We start from the raw sequence: 16,414 nt of genomic DNA, 5'->3' as shown, positions 1-16,414 counted from the left end.
GTACGAGAGGACCGGGTTGGACGAACCTCTGGTGTATCGGTTGCACTACCAAGTGCATGGCCGAGTAGCCAAGTTTGGAAGGGATAAACGCTGAAGGCATCTAAGCGTGAAGCCCCCCTCAAGATAAGATATCCCATAGCACAAGCTAGTAAGACCCCTGAAAGACGATCAGGTTGATAGGACAGAGATGGAAGTGTGGTAACACATGCAGTTGACTGTTACTAATAGGTCGAGGGCTTAACCAAAAGAATGATCTGACAAAAGAGTAGAGAATACTCAAATTCAATGTGTAGTTTTGAAGATATAAGAGAAGGAAAGCCATTTATCATAATGATTAATGGCTTTTTTTGTTAGACTTTAGCCTGTTGTTCATTGTGGAGTTTCTCAACAGAGAAACGGCCTAGAATTTAGACAGTTTATAGTACAATCCATAGTTCGTTTATTACAAGTTAACTATTCGTTATATTTATCTAAAAATATGAAGTAATAATGTTATAATGAGTATTTATAAAAGATACAGTTAAGAATGAATTTTACAATAGCGATGAAAAAAACGCTTGTAAATTTGTTTTAGATTGATAATAATATAAATGGGTATATATTTAAAGCATAAAGAATCAAAATTGAGATAAACAAGGAGGACACTATGTTAGAAGTAGGAACAAAAGCACCAGATTTTACACTATTAGATCAAGATGGTAATGAAGTATCACTAAGTGATTTTAGAGGAAAAAAAGTAGCATTATTCTTTTACCCTAAAGATAGTACACCTGGTTGTACAAAACAAGCTTGTGCATATCAAAGTTCATTAGATGAGTTTATAGATAAAGATGTTAAAGTGATTGGAATAAGCAAGGATAGTGTTAAGAGCCATAAGAACTTTAGTACGAAACAAGGATTAACATTTACACTTTTATCCGATCCAGAGCTAACTGCTATTCAAGCATACGATGTATGGAAAGAGAAAAAGTTGTATGGAAAAGTAAGTATGGGAGTAGTACGTTCATCCTATATGATTGATGAAAATGGAATTATTGAGAAAGTGTATGAAAAAGTTAAACCAGATCTGAACGCTACTGAGATGCTAAAGGATATGGAATAATTATATGTTAGTATTTATATCACCAGCTAAAACAATGAAAATCAATATGATTGAAACAGTTGAATGCGAAAAGCCAGTGCTTGAACCATATAATAAGAAGGTTTTGAATGTCTTACAAGAGTTATCTGTATCAGACATCCAGTCTATTATGAAGGTTAATGAAAAAATTGCTACTAATACTTATGAAAAACATAATAGTATTCAATTTGATGATGCTGGTTCACCTGCTTTATATACGTATGATGGAATGCAATATAAGGCAATGGCTACGGAATTATTTACGAATGACGATATGATATATGCGAATGAACATATTAGAATTCTTAGTGGTCTATATGGGATATTGAAACCAAATACAAGTATTTATCCATATCGTTTGGAGATGCAATTAAAATTGCCTATAGATAAGGCAAAGAATTTGTATGAATTTTGGGATGAACCAATAAGAAAATACTTACAAAATGCAGAAAGTAGACATAAGACATATGTGAACTTAGCATCGTCAGAATACAGTAAAGTGATAGCTAATTTTATGAAGCAGGAAGAAATAGATTTCGTTACTTGTACCTTCAAAATTAAGAAGGGAGATAAGCTTAAAGTGGAATCTACGGCTTCGAAAAAGGCACGAGGGCTAATGGTTCAATATATAGTAAAGAATCGAATTGAACAAAAAGATGGACTTCGTAAGTTTAATTTAGATGGTTTCACTTATTGTAATGTGACAAGTACACAACAGGAATATATATTTATAAAAGAAGTTTTATAATTAAATTGACATTTAGAATAAGTAGATAAGTATGACATAATGTAGTCATATTTATCTACTTATTTTTAATCTATTAACAGAAAGGAGTTACACATCAAGAATCTAGGTATTTATTTCCTAAGCATTTTGAAAAGGTATATTTGTTTCTACTATCACTTTTCTATCAGCCGATATTCTTATAAGATCAGCTATTTCAAATTCAGCTGCTCTCTACCTAACCCGTGATCTAACGTTCATCTTTCTCAGGTATTCTGTTAACGTATTCCTGCCATAATAACTTGAGCATTCCTTAAACTATAATATTAAAGCGTAAAAGAAGCATACAAGGCGTAATATTTCAATTATGACAAAATATTTGTCGAATTATTTCACTTATATTTCACATTGGCTTTGTATTATTAAAAAGATATTTGAAGAAATGCTAAAGGAGAGGCTAAAATATGAAGAAAAAGTATTATTTACTTATTAGTATTATTGTTCTGTTGCTAATAGCTGGAATTCTACTAGTTACAAATGATCGTCTAAAGGACAAAATTTATCTGAATTACTATACTTCAATTAAAACAGGGGAATCTATTGGAGAGCAGATTCATGTAGTTGATAATAAAAAAGATGTGTCCATGTGGAATACTGACTTACAGAACACAATTGAGAAGAAGATAGCTAAAGAAGTAAAGAAAGCTACTTTTGATGCCCCATTTATTATCTATAATCCATATGGTACGAATACATGCGCTGTAAATGTATATTACACAACGAAAGAAGCAACTAGTATGGAATATACAATTTCAGTAGATGAAGAAGGTATACCTGACTTCACAAGAACGGCGTATAATGGAGAAGAATCTGGGACCACTAAGACACATGAGTATCAAATCATAGGACTTATACCAAATGAAGTTAACACAGTAACAATGAGAAGTAAAAATAGTGAGGGCGAAGTTGTTGATGAATATACTTTTACTTTAACAATGAAAGGCCTTGTAACAGATAGTCAATCAAAGCTTGAAATAACAGAAGGAGATAGTACACAAGAAATTTCTGAAGGTTTATACGCAGTTTTAGGACATGATAAAGCATATAATGCTAATGTATATATCTATGATAACGATGGAATTATCCGTTCGGAATTACCACTAAGGGATTATCGTTCGGACCGCATCTTATTTATTAATGACACAATGGTTTATTCATATGATTTTAATAAATTAGTGTTCGTTAATCGTTTGGGAAAAATAGTAAGAAAGATTAATCTTGGAAATTACGAATTACACCATGATTTTGAATATGATGAAATTAACAATACTATTCTATTATTGGCGAATGAGTTAGGCACTGATACGATCGAAGATGTTATAATACGTGTTGATTTAGAAGATGGAGCAGTCACTAAATTAGTGGATATGAAAGATTTAATGCCTGAAGCCAAGGCAATGGCGATAGAACCAGAAGAAGGAAATACGTATGGTGGAGATGAATTAGACTGGATTCATCTAAATACGCTTGATATTGTAAACGGTAAGGATTTGATATTGAGTTCAAGAGAATATAGTACAATTATCCGATTGAATAATGTTTATGAACAACCTGAAATTGAGTATTTTATCTCCGATGAAACAGTTTGGAATGGTACAGCGTATGAAGATTATATGTTAGATAAGGTAGGGGATTTCGTTTCGCAAGCGGGTCAACATACAGTAACTTATCTTGAAGATCCATCATTACCTGATAATCAATATTATTTATATATGTTTAATAATAACTATAAAGGAGCAAGAACAAGACCAGATTTTGATTGGTCAGCTTACGTTGGTGCAGGAACATATTCTAAGGGGGATAACTCCTACCTATATCAATATTTAGTTGATGAGGACAATGGCACGTACGAGCTAGTGAAAAAAGTCGCACTACCTTATTCAAGTATTGTAAGCTCGACACAATACTATAAGGAAAATCTTGTAACAAGCTCTGGTATGTCACATTGCTTTAATGAGTATGATTCAGAAGGTAAGCTAATACGCGAATATAAGTATTCAGCAGAAAAATATGCATACCGTGTCTTAAAGTATAGCTTTGAATCATTCTGGTTTGAATAAGTAGTTGTTAATATTAATTGTATCGAATACATTTTAATTTTAAAATATGTTATAATATTCTTAATTACGTACTAGGAGAAAAAACATGATCTGTATTGGTTAGTGACATTGGGTTATGGATTAGTTTACGTATAAAATATAAGATGAATAGGTAGGTGTATTATGAAAATTATTATGTATGGTGCGCCAATATGTGGCGATTGTGTTATTGCAAAAGAAAGATTATCAACTAAGGAAGATATAGTACTTGAGTATCGTAATATCGTTGAATCTACATCAGTATTGAAAGAATTCTTGGCTTATAGAGATAAGGAAGCAATATTTGATGAAGTGAAGGCTAATGGTAAAATTGGAATTCCATTTTTCTTATTAGAGGATGGAACCAAAACATTCCAAATTGATTCTTACGTTGATGTTGATTTAACATCAGATAATAAGATACAAGCTTGTTCTCTTGATGGAAAAGGTAATTGCTAGGTTGAAAATGTAATAGTTTTACGAAAGGTTATAATAAGTTCTTATAAAAGGCTTGTTATAACCTTTTTTGTAATTTTAATTGACAGGATTAATGCCATAAAATGGCGTTATATGTCTAAAGTCATTAATTTCATTTGTATTTTGTAAATGATTATATTATAATTAAAGTAGAATACTACCCTATAACTTTTCAGTAGTGTGTAAGTGAATACATATATAATGTCAGAGAAATGAGAATATATAAAGTGGAGGATAGATTATGGAAACTGGAATATTATTAGAAAGTGGAACGAATGAGTTAGAGATTCTTGAATTTAAAGTTGGATCAAACTATTATGGTATTAATGTGGCAAAGATTAAAGAGATTTTATCATATAAGGAACCAACTCCAATACCAAATGCACATCCATGTGTGGAGGGAATCTTCATGCCAAGAGATGTAATCATCTCGATTATTGATTTAGCAAAAAATCTTAATTTAGCTCCATCTACAGATAAATCAAAAGATATGTATATAGTAACGAATTTTAATAATCTTAATATTGCGTTTCATGTACATGGAGTTGTAGGAATTCATCGTGTATCTTGGGCAGATATTATCAAGCCAGATGATACGGTTAATTCAGCTGGATTAGGTGTAGCTACTGGTATTATTAAGATAGAGAATAGATTGATTGTTATTCTTGACTTTGAAAAAATTGTATCGGATATTAATCCAGAAACAGGTTTGCGTGTTTCTGATATTGCGCATCTAGGAGAGAGAGAGCGTAACAATGCGCCTATTTTAATGGCTGAGGATTCACCTTTACTCGGAAAACTAATCTATGACAGCTTAGCAAAGGCTGGATATACTAACATTAAGAGGTTTAATGATGGTTTAGCAGCTTGGAATGAATTATCTGAGTATAAAGCAAATGGAACTATTAAAGAGAATGTTCATTGCGTAATTACGGATATTGAAATGCCACAGATGGATGGACACAGATTAACGAAGTTAATCAAAGATGATAATGAATTAAAAGAAGTTCCTGTAATTATCTTCTCTTCATTAATTAATGATGAAATGAGAAGAAAAGGGGAATCATTAGGAGCAGATGCACAGTTAACGAAACCGGAAATTGGTAAGCTTGTTGGTGCTGTAGACAAGTTGATTTATTAATCATAGTTCTTTTAAAAGAGGCTGTCGCAACAGCCTTTTTCTATGAAAAGATTATATTTATTACGTTTCATTTATGTGAAGGTAAGTTAGAATGAAACTTGGCTCTGAGATGTTGCAGAATGAAAGAATTGAAATGAAGTGAGGCATATATGGATAATCAAATGGACTTAATTAAAAGTAAAATAGAAGATGCAGAATATATATTAGTTGGGTGTGGACTAGGTTTTGAAAATATAGGATCTTTTGCAGAAGAAGAGATCTATAAACCACTTTCTGAGTCCGGTATTAACGGAAAAGCCAAACTATTAGAAGAACTACAAGAGGAAGAAGCTGTTAGTTGGATTCATCAGGTGCTTGTAAATTACTTTAATAAAGAACATACATTACAAGCATATTCTGATTTATATGAATTAATCAAAGATAAGAATTATTTTGTATTATCTATGAATACTAGTGAATTAATAATGCAATCTGGTTTAGAGCATAGCAAAATTGTAATGCCTTGTGGCAATGAGGGACTATTTCAATGTAGTAAGTCTTGTACACATGATATTTATCAGAACAGAGATTACGTTTTGAACTTTGTCGAGCAACTACCAGATATTATGGAATCGGTTAAATCAGGAAAATCAATTAAAGAATATTTACCATATTGTAAAGAATGTGGTGAAACTTTAACTTTCAATCTTAGAGCTGACGTAGAGAGTTATGTAGAAGAAGGATATTTGGCACAATGGCAAAATTACATGCAGTGGTTATCACGTACACTTAATAGAAAACTGTTGTTAATAGAGCTAGAAGTTGATTTTACTTTACCTTCGTTAATTCGTTGGCCGTTTGAGAAGAATGCTTATCTTAATAACAAAGCATGCTTAATTCGAGTAAACCATGAATTTCCACAATTAGCTGAAGAAATCAGTGGAAAAGGTATATCAGTTAGCATGACTGCTGATGAGTTTTTGAAAGTAGTAAATAAGTAACAGAACTCTTAAAAAAGCCTATTTATCGGCAAAATTCAACTTATTTCCGTTTCATTTTAGTTGTTAAATAAATACTTATGTGGTAATATAAGAGAGAATAAAACTAGTTTGGAGGTGGATAGATGGGTAAATGTAAGATTTGCGGGACTGGAATTGAAGATACGGAAGATATGTGTGAGGATTGTAAAGCACTTGAGGACGTTGATTTAATAAAAAGTGATGATGAGCTAGAAGAACTGCTTAATTCAGTTATGCATTCCCATACTAGTTATCCGAATAATGATGGCGATAGTTTCCTATCATCAGTTGAGATGACAATTGATCCGGTTAAAGAGATAGATAATCATAAGGACTCAGATGAGATTTCTGTTCAGTTAGATAGCATTGCGAATGATTTATTAGAAGAATACAGTTTACAAGATGGACAAGATGAAGTCGTACCTTCAAGGTTAGTGTCCTCTGAACTAAATATACAGTCAAGTTATAATCTGGAAGATGAGGAACCATTATCAGTTGATTCTGTATCAAAGGAAGAGGAAGAACCATTCTCGATGGATGAACTATCAAAGGAAGAAGAACCATTCTCAATGGATGCACTATCAAAGGAAGAGGAAGAACCATTCTCAATAGACGCGCTATCAAAGGAAGAGGAAGAACCATTCTCGGTGGATGCACTATCTAGTGAGGAAGAAGAACCATTCTCGGTGGATGCACTATCTAGTGAGGAAGAAGAACCATTTTCGGTGGATGCACTATCTAGTGAGGAAGAAGAACCATTCTCGATTGATGCGCTATTAGGTGAAGAGGAAGAACCATTCTCAATGGATACTCTATCAAGCGAAGAAGAGGATACATTTTCAATTGACTCATTATCGACAGAAGAATCGGCTGAAACAGAAGAACCGTTTGCGATTGATTCCTTTATGGATGAGGCAGAATCGGATTTGGTAATTTCGGATACGGATTCACCAATATCCGCGGTACATAGTGAAGAGACAGTTCGAGCGGACAATGATTTGTACGCAGGTATACCAGGATTTGAAGGCATATTTGATGGAATTGAGGATGATGACAAAGAAGCCTCAAGTGTAAGTGATATCTTTGCTGATGTTCTTGGAACAGTCTCAAATTATGGCGCTGATGAAGAAGAGAATAACGGTACCAAATCGGAGAAAGATGAGAAGAAGTCATCTAAGAAAAAGAAGGACTTCATAAAAGGACTGTTTGAAAATATCAATAATGAAGAGACTGAAAAAGAGTTTCTTAAAGAGAAAGAGTTAGCTGAAGTTAACGCTGTGCAAAAAGCAGCTAAGAAAGAGCAAAAGATTGCAGATGCTGCTGCTAAGAAAGCAAAAAAGGCAGAAGCAAAAAAATCAAAATTAGCTGTTAAGGCTACTAAAAAAGCTGCTAAAAAAGCAGAGATAGAAAGTAAGTTAGCAGAGGAAGAGCAAGATCATAGTAAAATTAACAAAAAGGGTGCAACGGTTGTATTTGTAGCATTCGCTGCGTTATGTGCAATTATCATTCTCGGAACGAATACTTTTTCGTATTCAGCGAGCATTGGTCAAGCAGAAGACTATTTCGCGAGGAAGAAGTATACCAAGGCTTATAAGGAAATCAGTGGCGTTGATATTAAGAAAGATGATCAAGAATTAGCGAATAAGATTAAAACAGTAATGTACGTGAATAAAGAATATGATTCCTATAATAATTATTATGCAATTCAATATTATGCGGAGGCATTGAACTCTTTGTTAAACGGTCTTACTAAATATGATGTGTATCTTGATCGAGCAAGTGAATTAGGCGTTAAATCGGATTTACAGTATGTTAAGTCTCAGATACTTGAAGAGTTACAAGAAAAATATAATCTTGATGAAGATGGTGCTAAGAAGATCACAAGCATTGAAGATCAAGAGAAATATAGTGATAAAGTGTTTGCTATAGCAGAAAAGTTAGTAGCAAAAAAGAAAAAATAACACAATAAGTATATTGTAAAATTGATTTTGATGTATTAGAATATAATATGTGGCAGGATGAAAGAGGAGTTTCATTCATCTTGCCACATTCTTATATCTATTCAATTTAATACACTACTACAACGAAGTGAAGGAAGGGGCATGAAAATGATTGCTATTATAGATTATGATGCTGGTAATCTTAAAAGTGTAGAAAAAGCATTGCAACATCTTGGTGAAGAGGTAGTTATTACACGTAATCATGATGAAATTGAGAAAGCAGATAAGGTTATATTGCCAGGAGTTGGTGCTTTTGGAGATGCAATGGAAAAATTACACCATTACCAATTAGTTGATACTATTAAAAAAGTAGTGGCAAAGAAGACACCTTTACTAGGAGTATGCCTTGGATTACAACTTCTATTTGAAAGAAGTGATGAGACAGATGGTGTTGAAGGATTATCAATTCTGAAAGGAGAAATCGTTAGGATTCCAGATAAAGAAGGATTGAAAATTCCACACATAGGTTGGAATTCACTTCATCTAACTAAGGATTCAAAACTATTTAAGGGACTAGATCAAGACTCCTATGTATATTTTGTACATTCCTATTACTTACGAGCTGAGTGTGCAGAGGATGTTGTAGCTACAACAGATTATAGTACAACATTAGATGTTGCAGTTGAGAAAGAGAATGTGTATGCTTGTCAATTCCACCCTGAGAAGAGTGGTGACATTGGCTTAATGATACTTAAGAATTTTGCTAATATTGGGAAGGAGTAGGCTATGTTTACAAAAAGAATTATCCCTTGTCTAGATGTACATAATGGTAGAGTTGTTAAGGGAATAAACTTTGTTAATCTTAGAGATGCAGGAGATCCGGTTGAAGTTGGTTATGCCTATGGGAAAGCTGGAGCAGATGAACTTGTTTTCTTAGATATTACCGCTTCAAGTGATGCTCGTACGATTAAGCTTGATATGGTACGTCGTGTAGCAGAAACGGTATTCATACCGTTTACTGTAGGTGGAGGTATTAGAACGGTAGAAGATTTTAAAGTTATATTGCGTGAGGGAGCAGATAAAGTTGCTGTGAACTCAGCAGCTATACAAAACCCCAATCTAATATCAGAAGCAGCTTTAAAGTTTGGAAATCAATGTGTGGTAGTTGCTATTGATGCTAAGAAAAGAACCGATGGTAGTGGCTGGAACATCTTCAAAAATGGTGGGCGTGTTGATATGGGTATAGACGCTGTTGAGTGGGCTATGAAAGCGAATGAACTTGGTGCAGGAGAGATTTTACTTACTAGCATGGATTGTGATGGCACTAAGAATGGATATGATATCGAACTAACAAGAACAATATCTGAGAATGTATCAATTCCTGTAATTGCTTCAGGTGGTGCCGGAACGAAGGAGCATTTTTATGATGCATTAACGGAAGGGAAAGCAGATGCTGCTCTTGCAGCATCATTATTCCATTATAAGGAATTAGAAATAAATGAAGTAAAACAATATCTTAGAAGTAGAGAAGTAAGTGTAAGGTTATAACCTTGAGAAGGAGGTATTGGTGATAAGTTGATCATCCTTCTTTTGTAATACCCTTTATTATTCTTGAAGTTTAGACATTTGTAAACTCATTAGTTACTTATTTGACATAGCCTTTTTATAATGCTAATATAATATTGTCGAATTTTATGTTTATCCAACACTTACCTTGATTGTAGGGAGGGATAAATTAATAGAATGTAAGGTCTGTTAATACTATAGATTGCATGAGGAGAATTCAAATGTCAATGATTACAAATGATTGGCTAGATTCCTTAGATGGGGAATTTAAAAAGCCATATTATAAAGAATTATATCAATTCGTAAAAGAGGAGTATCAAAACAAGATTATCTATCCGCCTGTGGATGATATCTTTAATGCTTTTCATTTTACACCACTAAATGAAGTGAAAGTGCTTTTACTTGGACAGGATCCATACCATAATGTAAATCAAGCTCATGGATTATCGTTTTCTGTACTACCCTCACAGAAGGATGTTCCACCTTCATTACAGAACATATATAAGGAATTACATGACGACTGTGGTTGTTATATTCCTAATAACGGGTATCTTAAGAAATGGGCGGATCAAGGAGTATTGTTGTTGAATACAGTACTTACAGTACAAGCGCATCAGGCAAATTCCCATCAAGGAAAAGGTTGGGAGAAGTTTACCGATGCAGTAATTCAAGCCGTAAATGCGCAGGATAGGCCTATTGTATATTTCCTTTGGGGTAGACCTGCCCAGTCAAAGAAAAAGATGTTAACAAATCCTAAGCATCTAATTCTAGAGTCACCACACCCAAGTCCACTATCTTCATATCGAGGTTTTTTTGGTAGTAAACCATTCTCTAAAGCAAATGAATTCTTTAGACAGCATGGGATTGATCCAATTGATTGGCAAATAGAAAACATAAATCAATAAATAAAAAAAGGTAAAATGTGAAAAAACTGTGAAACGTATAAACGTTCACAGTTTTTTCGCATTTTTTATTTATTATGTAGTTGGCATAATAGAAGATGTCATCAAGGTGGGATATATTTCTATAAAAAGGAGGAGTTACTTTTGATTGAAGTAAAGAATTTGGTAAAGAGATATGGAAATCACCTCGCAGTAGATGATTTGAGTTTCACAGTTGAAAGAGGGCAGATACTTGGATTCCTTGGACCAAATGGTGCGGGTAAGTCGACCACAATGAATATGATTACTGGTTATATAGCAGCAACCTCAGGTTCTGTTACAATTGATGGTAATGATGTGTTTGAGGATCCAATTGAAGCAAAGAAGATGATAGGATATCTACCAGAGATACCGCCGTTATATCTTGATATGTCAGTTGTGGAGTATCTGGAATTTATTGCAGAAATTAAGGCAGTAAAGAAGAAAGAACGTACTAAGATGATTCAAGATATTATGAAGATGACGAAGGTTGATGATGTTAGTGAACGATTAATAAAACACTTATCAAAGGGATACAAGCAAAGAGTAGGGCTTGCTGGGGCAATTGTAGGATATCCAGAAGTACTTATATTAGATGAACCAACTGTGGGTCTAGATCCAAAACAAATTATTGAGATACGTGATTTAATAAAAAGTCTAAGTAAAAATCATACCATTATATTAAGTTCCCATATTCTTTCTGAAGTTAGTGCAGTGTGTGATAAGGTAATGATAATTAATAAAGGTAAATTAATTGTTAGTGACTCTCCAGAAAACTTATCAAAGCATATGGAAGGTGCAAACAATGTACATTTGATTGTAAAGGGAACAAAGGATAAAGTAATGAAAGCATTAAATAAAATAGATGGAATCGTAAAAGTTGATTTCCAAGGTACTTCTGAAGAAGATTTGATCGAACTAAAGATCCAATCGAAAGAGGCCATTGATATTAGAGAAGAACTATTCTACGCCATGGCAGAGGCAGGATGTCCAATCTATGGATTGGAACGAAAAGTGATGTCACTAGAAGATATCTTCTTGGAGTTAACAGAGAATAGTACCATTACGGAGAGAAAGAAAAAAAGTTTCTTTGGGCAGATGAAGAAAGAAAAACAAGAAGAAAAACAAGAAGAAAGACAACAAGAAAAGCAAGAAGAAAAACAAGAACAAAAACAAGAAGAGCAAGCGCAAGAGACACAGAATCAAGTAATGCAAGTTAAAGAGGAGCACGAAAAAGAAAATCTTGAGTTTGAAGATAGAGAATTCGAATCGGATAAGGAGGAAGAAGAATGTTAGCGATATTTAAGAAAGAATTACGTTCCTATTTTACTTCTATGATTGGATATTTGTTCATTGGCTTTTTCTTAGCAATCGTAGGTGTATATTTTATGGCATATAACCTACAAGGTGGATATGCTAATTTTGAATATGTTTTGAATAGTATGGTATTCGTATTCGTAATCCTTGTTCCGATTCTTACTATGCGTTTGTTAGCAGAAGAAAAAAAGCAAAAGACAGATCAATTGTTGTTTACTTCCCCATTAAGCGTGAGCAAGATTGTAGTTGGGAAATATCTGGCTGTTTTTGCGGTATTTGTTAGTGCAATGGTAATTACCATGTTTTATCCGTTTATATTAAGTAAATACGGTACCGTATCGTTTAAACTTGCATATACGGGGATATTGGGGTTTGTTCTAGTTGGAGCTGCTTATCTTGCAATTGGATTATTCTTGTCCGCATTGTTTGAGAGTCAAGCTATTGCCGCAGTTGTAACGTTCGTCGTATTATTAATTACATTCATCATGCAAGGAATTGTAGGTTTATTGCCGACTAGTAATAAAGCAGCATGGCTAATCTTTTCCGTTATCGCATTACTTATCGCTGTGGTCATTTACTTTATGATCAATAATGTCACAGTGGCAATCAGTCTTGGTGTAGTATTAGAAGCAGCTTGTGCAATCATTTATTTTGCAAAGCCTTCTCTATATGATGGATTGGTTGTGAAAGTTTTTGATTGGTTTTCTGTAGTTGATCGATTTGATAATTTTATGAATGGAATACTCGACTTGAGTGGAATTGTTTACTATATAAGTATCACCGTAATCTTTATATTCTTAACAATTCAATCTCTTAATAAGAGAAGATGGAGATAGGAAGGAGTGAAGCATGCGATGAAAGAGAAGAAATCATTAATGGAAAGATTCAAACAATCTTTTACCAATAGAAAGTTCAAACAAGGTGCATATAGTTCTTTAATAACCACAATTGTAGTAGTAGTAATACTTATAGCAAATATGATTGTTAGTGAATTAGACTTGAAGGTAGATGTTAGTAATGAAAAATTATATACGTTAACAGATGCTACGAAGGATTTTGTTAAAGATATCGATCATGATATTAAAATCTATTATATTGTAGAGTCTGGGAATGAAGTTTCTATGGTTCAAAGAATTGTAGACAAATATAATAACCTATTGGATCATGTTACGGTTGTTACGAAGGATCCAGTATTATATCCGAAATTCGCAAGTCAGTATGTGGAGACAAATACTAATGTAGTTGATAATAGTATAATTGTAGTTGATGAGACAAATGGAAGAAGTAAGTATATCCCTTATTCAGATCTGTTAATTCAATCAGTAGATTATAGTACGTATCAATCAACAACTACTGGAATTGATGTTGAGGGACAAATAACCTCAGCAATTCAATATGTGGTATCAGAAGAATTACCTACGATGTATGAAGTGCAAGGTCATGGAGAAACAGAAGTTAGCACGACACTTGCATCCTATCTGGCTAAGCAAAATGTAAACAAACAGACATTGGATACGTTGTCTGCTGATAAAATACCTGAAGATTGTTCCTTCTTATTGTTAAATGGACCTGTATATGATTATACAGATGACGAAACAACATTAATAATGGACTATCTAATGAATGGTGGGAGTGCAATTATACTTGCCAATTATGCGGTATCTACGGATAAGATGCCTAACTTCAATAGTATCTTGAATTATTACGGAGTATCATTAGTTGATAGTTATGTCATTGAAGGCGATAGTAATCATCATATGTCAAAGATGCCTACGTATCTTGTACCAGACATAACAAGTCATGACATAACAAGTGACATAAAATCAAGTAATAAACCAGTTGTTGTTCCAGCAACAAAGGGAATTCAGGTAATGGACGATGTTAGAAGCACCTTGACAATAGAAGAACTATTAAAAACATCGGATAAGGCATATGCGAAGACAAACATGGAGTCACAAGTGTATGATAAGGAAGACACGGATGTTGCAGGTCCATTCTCGCTAGGTGTAGCAATTACAGAGAAAATTGATGATGTAGAAACTAAGATCGTTGTTTATGGTTCTAATTATCTCTTAGACGATTCTATGATCACCTATGAACAGTTAGGAAATACGGATTTGTTCTTGAGCACAATTAATTGGATGGCAGATGTTTCTGTTGAAACATTAGCAATACCAACTAAAACTTTCGATAATAACTATGTAACATTAACCAGTGCACAAGCAAATAATTGGTCAGTCTTTACAATACTAATTATTCCGGGAGTCTTCATACTAACAGGTGTATTCGTATGCTTAAGAAGGAGGAAGAGATAATGGCAAGAAAGAAGAAAAAAGCGGGTACATTAATAATCCTTCTTGGAGTGTTACTCCTCATGATTCTTCTATATTGCCTCGTAATTAATAAGAAAGAGGAAGAAGAAGTTACGGAGGATGCGATTACCTTAACAACTTTGGAATCAGATAGAATTACTGAAATTTCATATACGAAGAATGGAACAACACTAACGTATAAAAAAACTGATAATACATGGCTGGATCAGTCCGATACCAAAGCACCAGTTAATCAAGATTATATAACCAATATGTTAGGTAATATATCAAACTTGTTGGCAGATAAAATTGTAGTAGAAGAAGCAGAAGATTTGGACGAATATGGTCTAGACAAACCTACATTGGTGGTTACTGTAACGTCTGATGACAATACCAAGGTTGAGCTTACTATAGGTGATTCATTAGGTGTTGGCTCTGGATACTATGCTAAACTTGCTGACAAGAATACTGTTTATGCGGTATCAGAAGGTATTTATTCGGCATTCAATCATACACAAACCGAAATGATATCAATAGAAGAATTTCCTGTAATTACGACAACTAATATTACTAATATTAGTGTTACGAAAGATAATAATCCTATATTCAAAGCAGATTATGATCAAAGTGCGGCAGATGCAGGCGAATATAATGCTTGGAATATATCAAAACCATATAAAACAATACAAAAGGGTAATCCAACCAATTTTGATTCATACTTTGAAAGTTATAGTTCTGTGTCATTAAGTGAATGTGTTGATTATAAGGGGTCAGATTTAAGCAAATATGGATTGGATAATCCAAGTGCTATAATTGATTTATCGTATTACACGGAAACAACAGAGAATAGTGCAAATATGGAAGAGGATAGTGTAAGTACTGATATGACAAGTGATACATCAACAACAAGTACATCAGGCGAAGAAGCATCAACGAATGAGGAGAAACAAGAGGCAACAACAGTACGTACGGATCATAAAGTAAAAATCCTTGTTGGTGATAAGAATGATGATGGTGAATATTATATACAAGTAAAAGCAGATGGAAGAGAATATGAGAATGCAGTATATACAATTGCTACATCTGCCATCGATGCAATGCTTGATATTAACCCTTATGATTATGTCAATAATCTAGTTCAATTAGTTGATATTACAAGTCTTGACCATCTTACTGTACAGGCAAATGGCAAAACATATACATTAGCTGTTACGCCGAATCCAGATAAGAAGACAGAAACAAAAGACGAAGCAGATGATTCGCAAGATTCTGTTTCTAGCGATGAAGTATCTGATAGCTTATATTATTATAACGGTAATAAAGTGGAAGAGAAGGAGTTTAAGAATCTATATCAAGATTTAATTGGAATTACAACTGTAGGAGAAATCAAAAAAGAGGTGAGTGATTCCACACCTGTATACGAATTTGATTTTACTAGAAATTCTGATTCTTTGGAAGAACTTCACGTAAGCTATCTTCCATATGATGGTGTTAACTTCTACCGCGTATCGATTAATGGTGAGGAGAACTTCTTAGTTGAAAAAGCAGCAGTAGATAAAATTATAAAAGAGTTAACTGAATTTACGAGTAAGTAACAAGGTTCATTAAAGTATATTAAATTATCAATATGATTAGTTCGATATAAAAAACTGGATCCACGTATTAACAATACAATTGTCTTGAATACATGGGTCCAGTCTTTTCATTATTTAGATAGTAATCAACTATGTTATCAAAATTACGCTCGTCAATGTTTATCTA

14 protein-coding genes and 1 rRNA gene are annotated in these 16,414 nt (G+C 33.5%); all 15 read left to right on the top strand.

Going from position 1 to position 16,414, the window contains the following annotated elements:
* Nucleotides 1-245: ribosomal RNA gene (locus tag BUB90_RS06500) — 23S ribosomal RNA — on the top strand; the annotation flags it as partial.
* 401 nt (nucleotides 246-646) lie between these two features.
* Nucleotides 647-1,102 carry a thioredoxin-dependent thiol peroxidase gene (bcp, locus tag BUB90_RS06495; protein WP_073284869.1) on the top strand — a complete coding sequence of 152 codons (456 nt, stop codon included), beginning with the start codon at nucleotides 647-649 and terminating at the stop codon, nucleotides 1,100-1,102.
* Nucleotides 1,103-1,106: 4 nt separating this feature from the next.
* Nucleotides 1,107-1,868 (top strand): peroxide stress protein YaaA, encoded by a 762-nt coding sequence (gene yaaA, locus BUB90_RS06490; RefSeq protein ID WP_073284864.1) that lies wholly within the window; start codon nucleotides 1,107-1,109, stop codon nucleotides 1,866-1,868.
* Nucleotides 1,869-2,308: 440 nt separating this feature from the next.
* Nucleotides 2,309-3,964, top strand: a complete 1,656-nt coding sequence (locus BUB90_RS06485) for an aryl-sulfate sulfotransferase (protein ID WP_073284861.1) — start codon at nucleotides 2,309-2,311, stop codon at nucleotides 3,962-3,964.
* 162 nt (nucleotides 3,965-4,126) lie between these two features.
* On the top strand, nucleotides 4,127-4,441 hold the full coding sequence (locus tag BUB90_RS06480) for a glutaredoxin (RefSeq protein WP_073284858.1): 315 nt from the start codon (nucleotides 4,127-4,129) through the stop codon (nucleotides 4,439-4,441).
* Between the two features lie 259 nt (nucleotides 4,442-4,700).
* Nucleotides 4,701-5,600 (top strand): chemotaxis protein, encoded by a 900-nt coding sequence (locus BUB90_RS06475; RefSeq protein WP_073284855.1) that lies wholly within the window; start codon nucleotides 4,701-4,703, stop codon nucleotides 5,598-5,600.
* Between the two features lie 149 nt (nucleotides 5,601-5,749).
* Complete coding sequence (locus tag BUB90_RS06470) at nucleotides 5,750-6,580, top strand: hypothetical protein (protein ID WP_073284852.1); 831 nt, start codon at nucleotides 5,750-5,752, stop codon at nucleotides 6,578-6,580.
* 122 nt (nucleotides 6,581-6,702) lie between these two features.
* Nucleotides 6,703-8,559: a hypothetical protein gene (locus BUB90_RS06465; protein ID WP_073284849.1), complete on the top strand. Its 1,857-nt coding sequence runs from the start codon at nucleotides 6,703-6,705 to the stop codon at nucleotides 8,557-8,559.
* A gap of 147 nt (nucleotides 8,560-8,706) precedes the next feature.
* Nucleotides 8,707-9,321 carry an imidazole glycerol phosphate synthase subunit HisH gene (hisH, locus tag BUB90_RS06460; RefSeq protein WP_073284954.1) on the top strand — a complete coding sequence of 205 codons (615 nt, stop codon included), beginning with the start codon at nucleotides 8,707-8,709 and terminating at the stop codon, nucleotides 9,319-9,321.
* A 3-nt stretch (nucleotides 9,322-9,324) separates the two neighbouring features.
* The gene (gene hisF, locus BUB90_RS06455) at nucleotides 9,325-10,086 is read left to right on the top strand and encodes an imidazole glycerol phosphate synthase subunit HisF (RefSeq protein WP_073284846.1); all 762 of its coding nucleotides are present in this window, start codon (nucleotides 9,325-9,327) and stop codon (nucleotides 10,084-10,086) included.
* A 239-nt stretch (nucleotides 10,087-10,325) separates the two neighbouring features.
* The gene (locus tag BUB90_RS06450; protein WP_073284842.1) at nucleotides 10,326-11,009 is read left to right on the top strand and encodes a uracil-DNA glycosylase; all 684 of its coding nucleotides are present in this window, start codon (nucleotides 10,326-10,328) and stop codon (nucleotides 11,007-11,009) included.
* Between the two features lie 141 nt (nucleotides 11,010-11,150).
* Nucleotides 11,151-12,320, top strand: coding sequence for an ABC transporter ATP-binding protein (locus BUB90_RS06445; RefSeq protein WP_073284838.1), 1,170 nt, complete (start codon nucleotides 11,151-11,153; stop codon nucleotides 12,318-12,320).
* Nucleotides 12,314-13,177, top strand: a complete 864-nt coding sequence (locus BUB90_RS06440) for an ABC transporter permease (RefSeq protein WP_073284835.1) — start codon at nucleotides 12,314-12,316, stop codon at nucleotides 13,175-13,177. Before BUB90_RS06445 ends, BUB90_RS06440 begins: the two co-directional genes overlap by 7 nt.
* 18 nt (nucleotides 13,178-13,195) lie before the next feature.
* A complete protein-coding gene (locus BUB90_RS06435) occupies nucleotides 13,196-14,656 on the top strand; it encodes a GldG family protein (RefSeq protein WP_084139129.1) in 1,461 nt (486 codons plus the stop codon).
* Entirely contained in the window at nucleotides 14,656-16,248 is a 1,593-nt protein-coding gene (locus BUB90_RS06430) for a DUF4340 domain-containing protein (RefSeq protein ID WP_073284830.1), read from the top strand. Before BUB90_RS06435 ends, BUB90_RS06430 begins: the two co-directional genes overlap by 1 nt.
* The last annotated feature ends 166 nt before the right edge of the window (nucleotides 16,249-16,414 follow it).

It is taken from the genome of Anaerosporobacter mobilis DSM 15930 (genome assembly GCF_900142955.1).
GTDB lineage: Bacteria > Bacillota > Clostridia > Lachnospirales > Lachnospiraceae > Anaerosporobacter > Anaerosporobacter mobilis.
Note: the sequence above shows the minus strand (reverse complement) of the source record. Positions and strands in the feature narration are given on the sequence as shown.

Coding starts and splice junctions, on each gene's coding strand:
- hisF (WP_073284846.1), top strand. CDS start 9,325: ATGTTTACAAAAAGAATTATCCCTTGTCTAGATGTACATAATGGTAGA.
- BUB90_RS06475 (WP_073284855.1), top strand. CDS start 4,701: ATGGAAACTGGAATATTATTAGAAAGTGGAACGAATGAGTTAGAGATT.
- BUB90_RS06465 (WP_073284849.1), top strand. CDS start 6,703: ATGGGTAAATGTAAGATTTGCGGGACTGGAATTGAAGATACGGAAGAT.
- BUB90_RS06440 (WP_073284835.1), top strand. CDS start 12,314: ATGTTAGCGATATTTAAGAAAGAATTACGTTCCTATTTTACTTCTATG.
- BUB90_RS06430 (WP_073284830.1), top strand. CDS start 14,656: ATGGCAAGAAAGAAGAAAAAAGCGGGTACATTAATAATCCTTCTTGGA.
- BUB90_RS06450 (WP_073284842.1), top strand. CDS start 10,326: ATGTCAATGATTACAAATGATTGGCTAGATTCCTTAGATGGGGAATTT.
- BUB90_RS06480 (WP_073284858.1), top strand. CDS start 4,127: ATGAAAATTATTATGTATGGTGCGCCAATATGTGGCGATTGTGTTATT.
- yaaA (WP_073284864.1), top strand. CDS start 1,107: ATGTTAGTATTTATATCACCAGCTAAAACAATGAAAATCAATATGATT.
- hisH (WP_073284954.1), top strand. CDS start 8,707: ATGATTGCTATTATAGATTATGATGCTGGTAATCTTAAAAGTGTAGAA.
- BUB90_RS06435 (WP_084139129.1), top strand. CDS start 13,196: ATGAAAGAGAAGAAATCATTAATGGAAAGATTCAAACAATCTTTTACC.
- BUB90_RS06485 (WP_073284861.1), top strand. CDS start 2,309: ATGAAGAAAAAGTATTATTTACTTATTAGTATTATTGTTCTGTTGCTA.
- BUB90_RS06470 (WP_073284852.1), top strand. CDS start 5,750: ATGGATAATCAAATGGACTTAATTAAAAGTAAAATAGAAGATGCAGAA.
- bcp (WP_073284869.1), top strand. CDS start 647: ATGTTAGAAGTAGGAACAAAAGCACCAGATTTTACACTATTAGATCAA.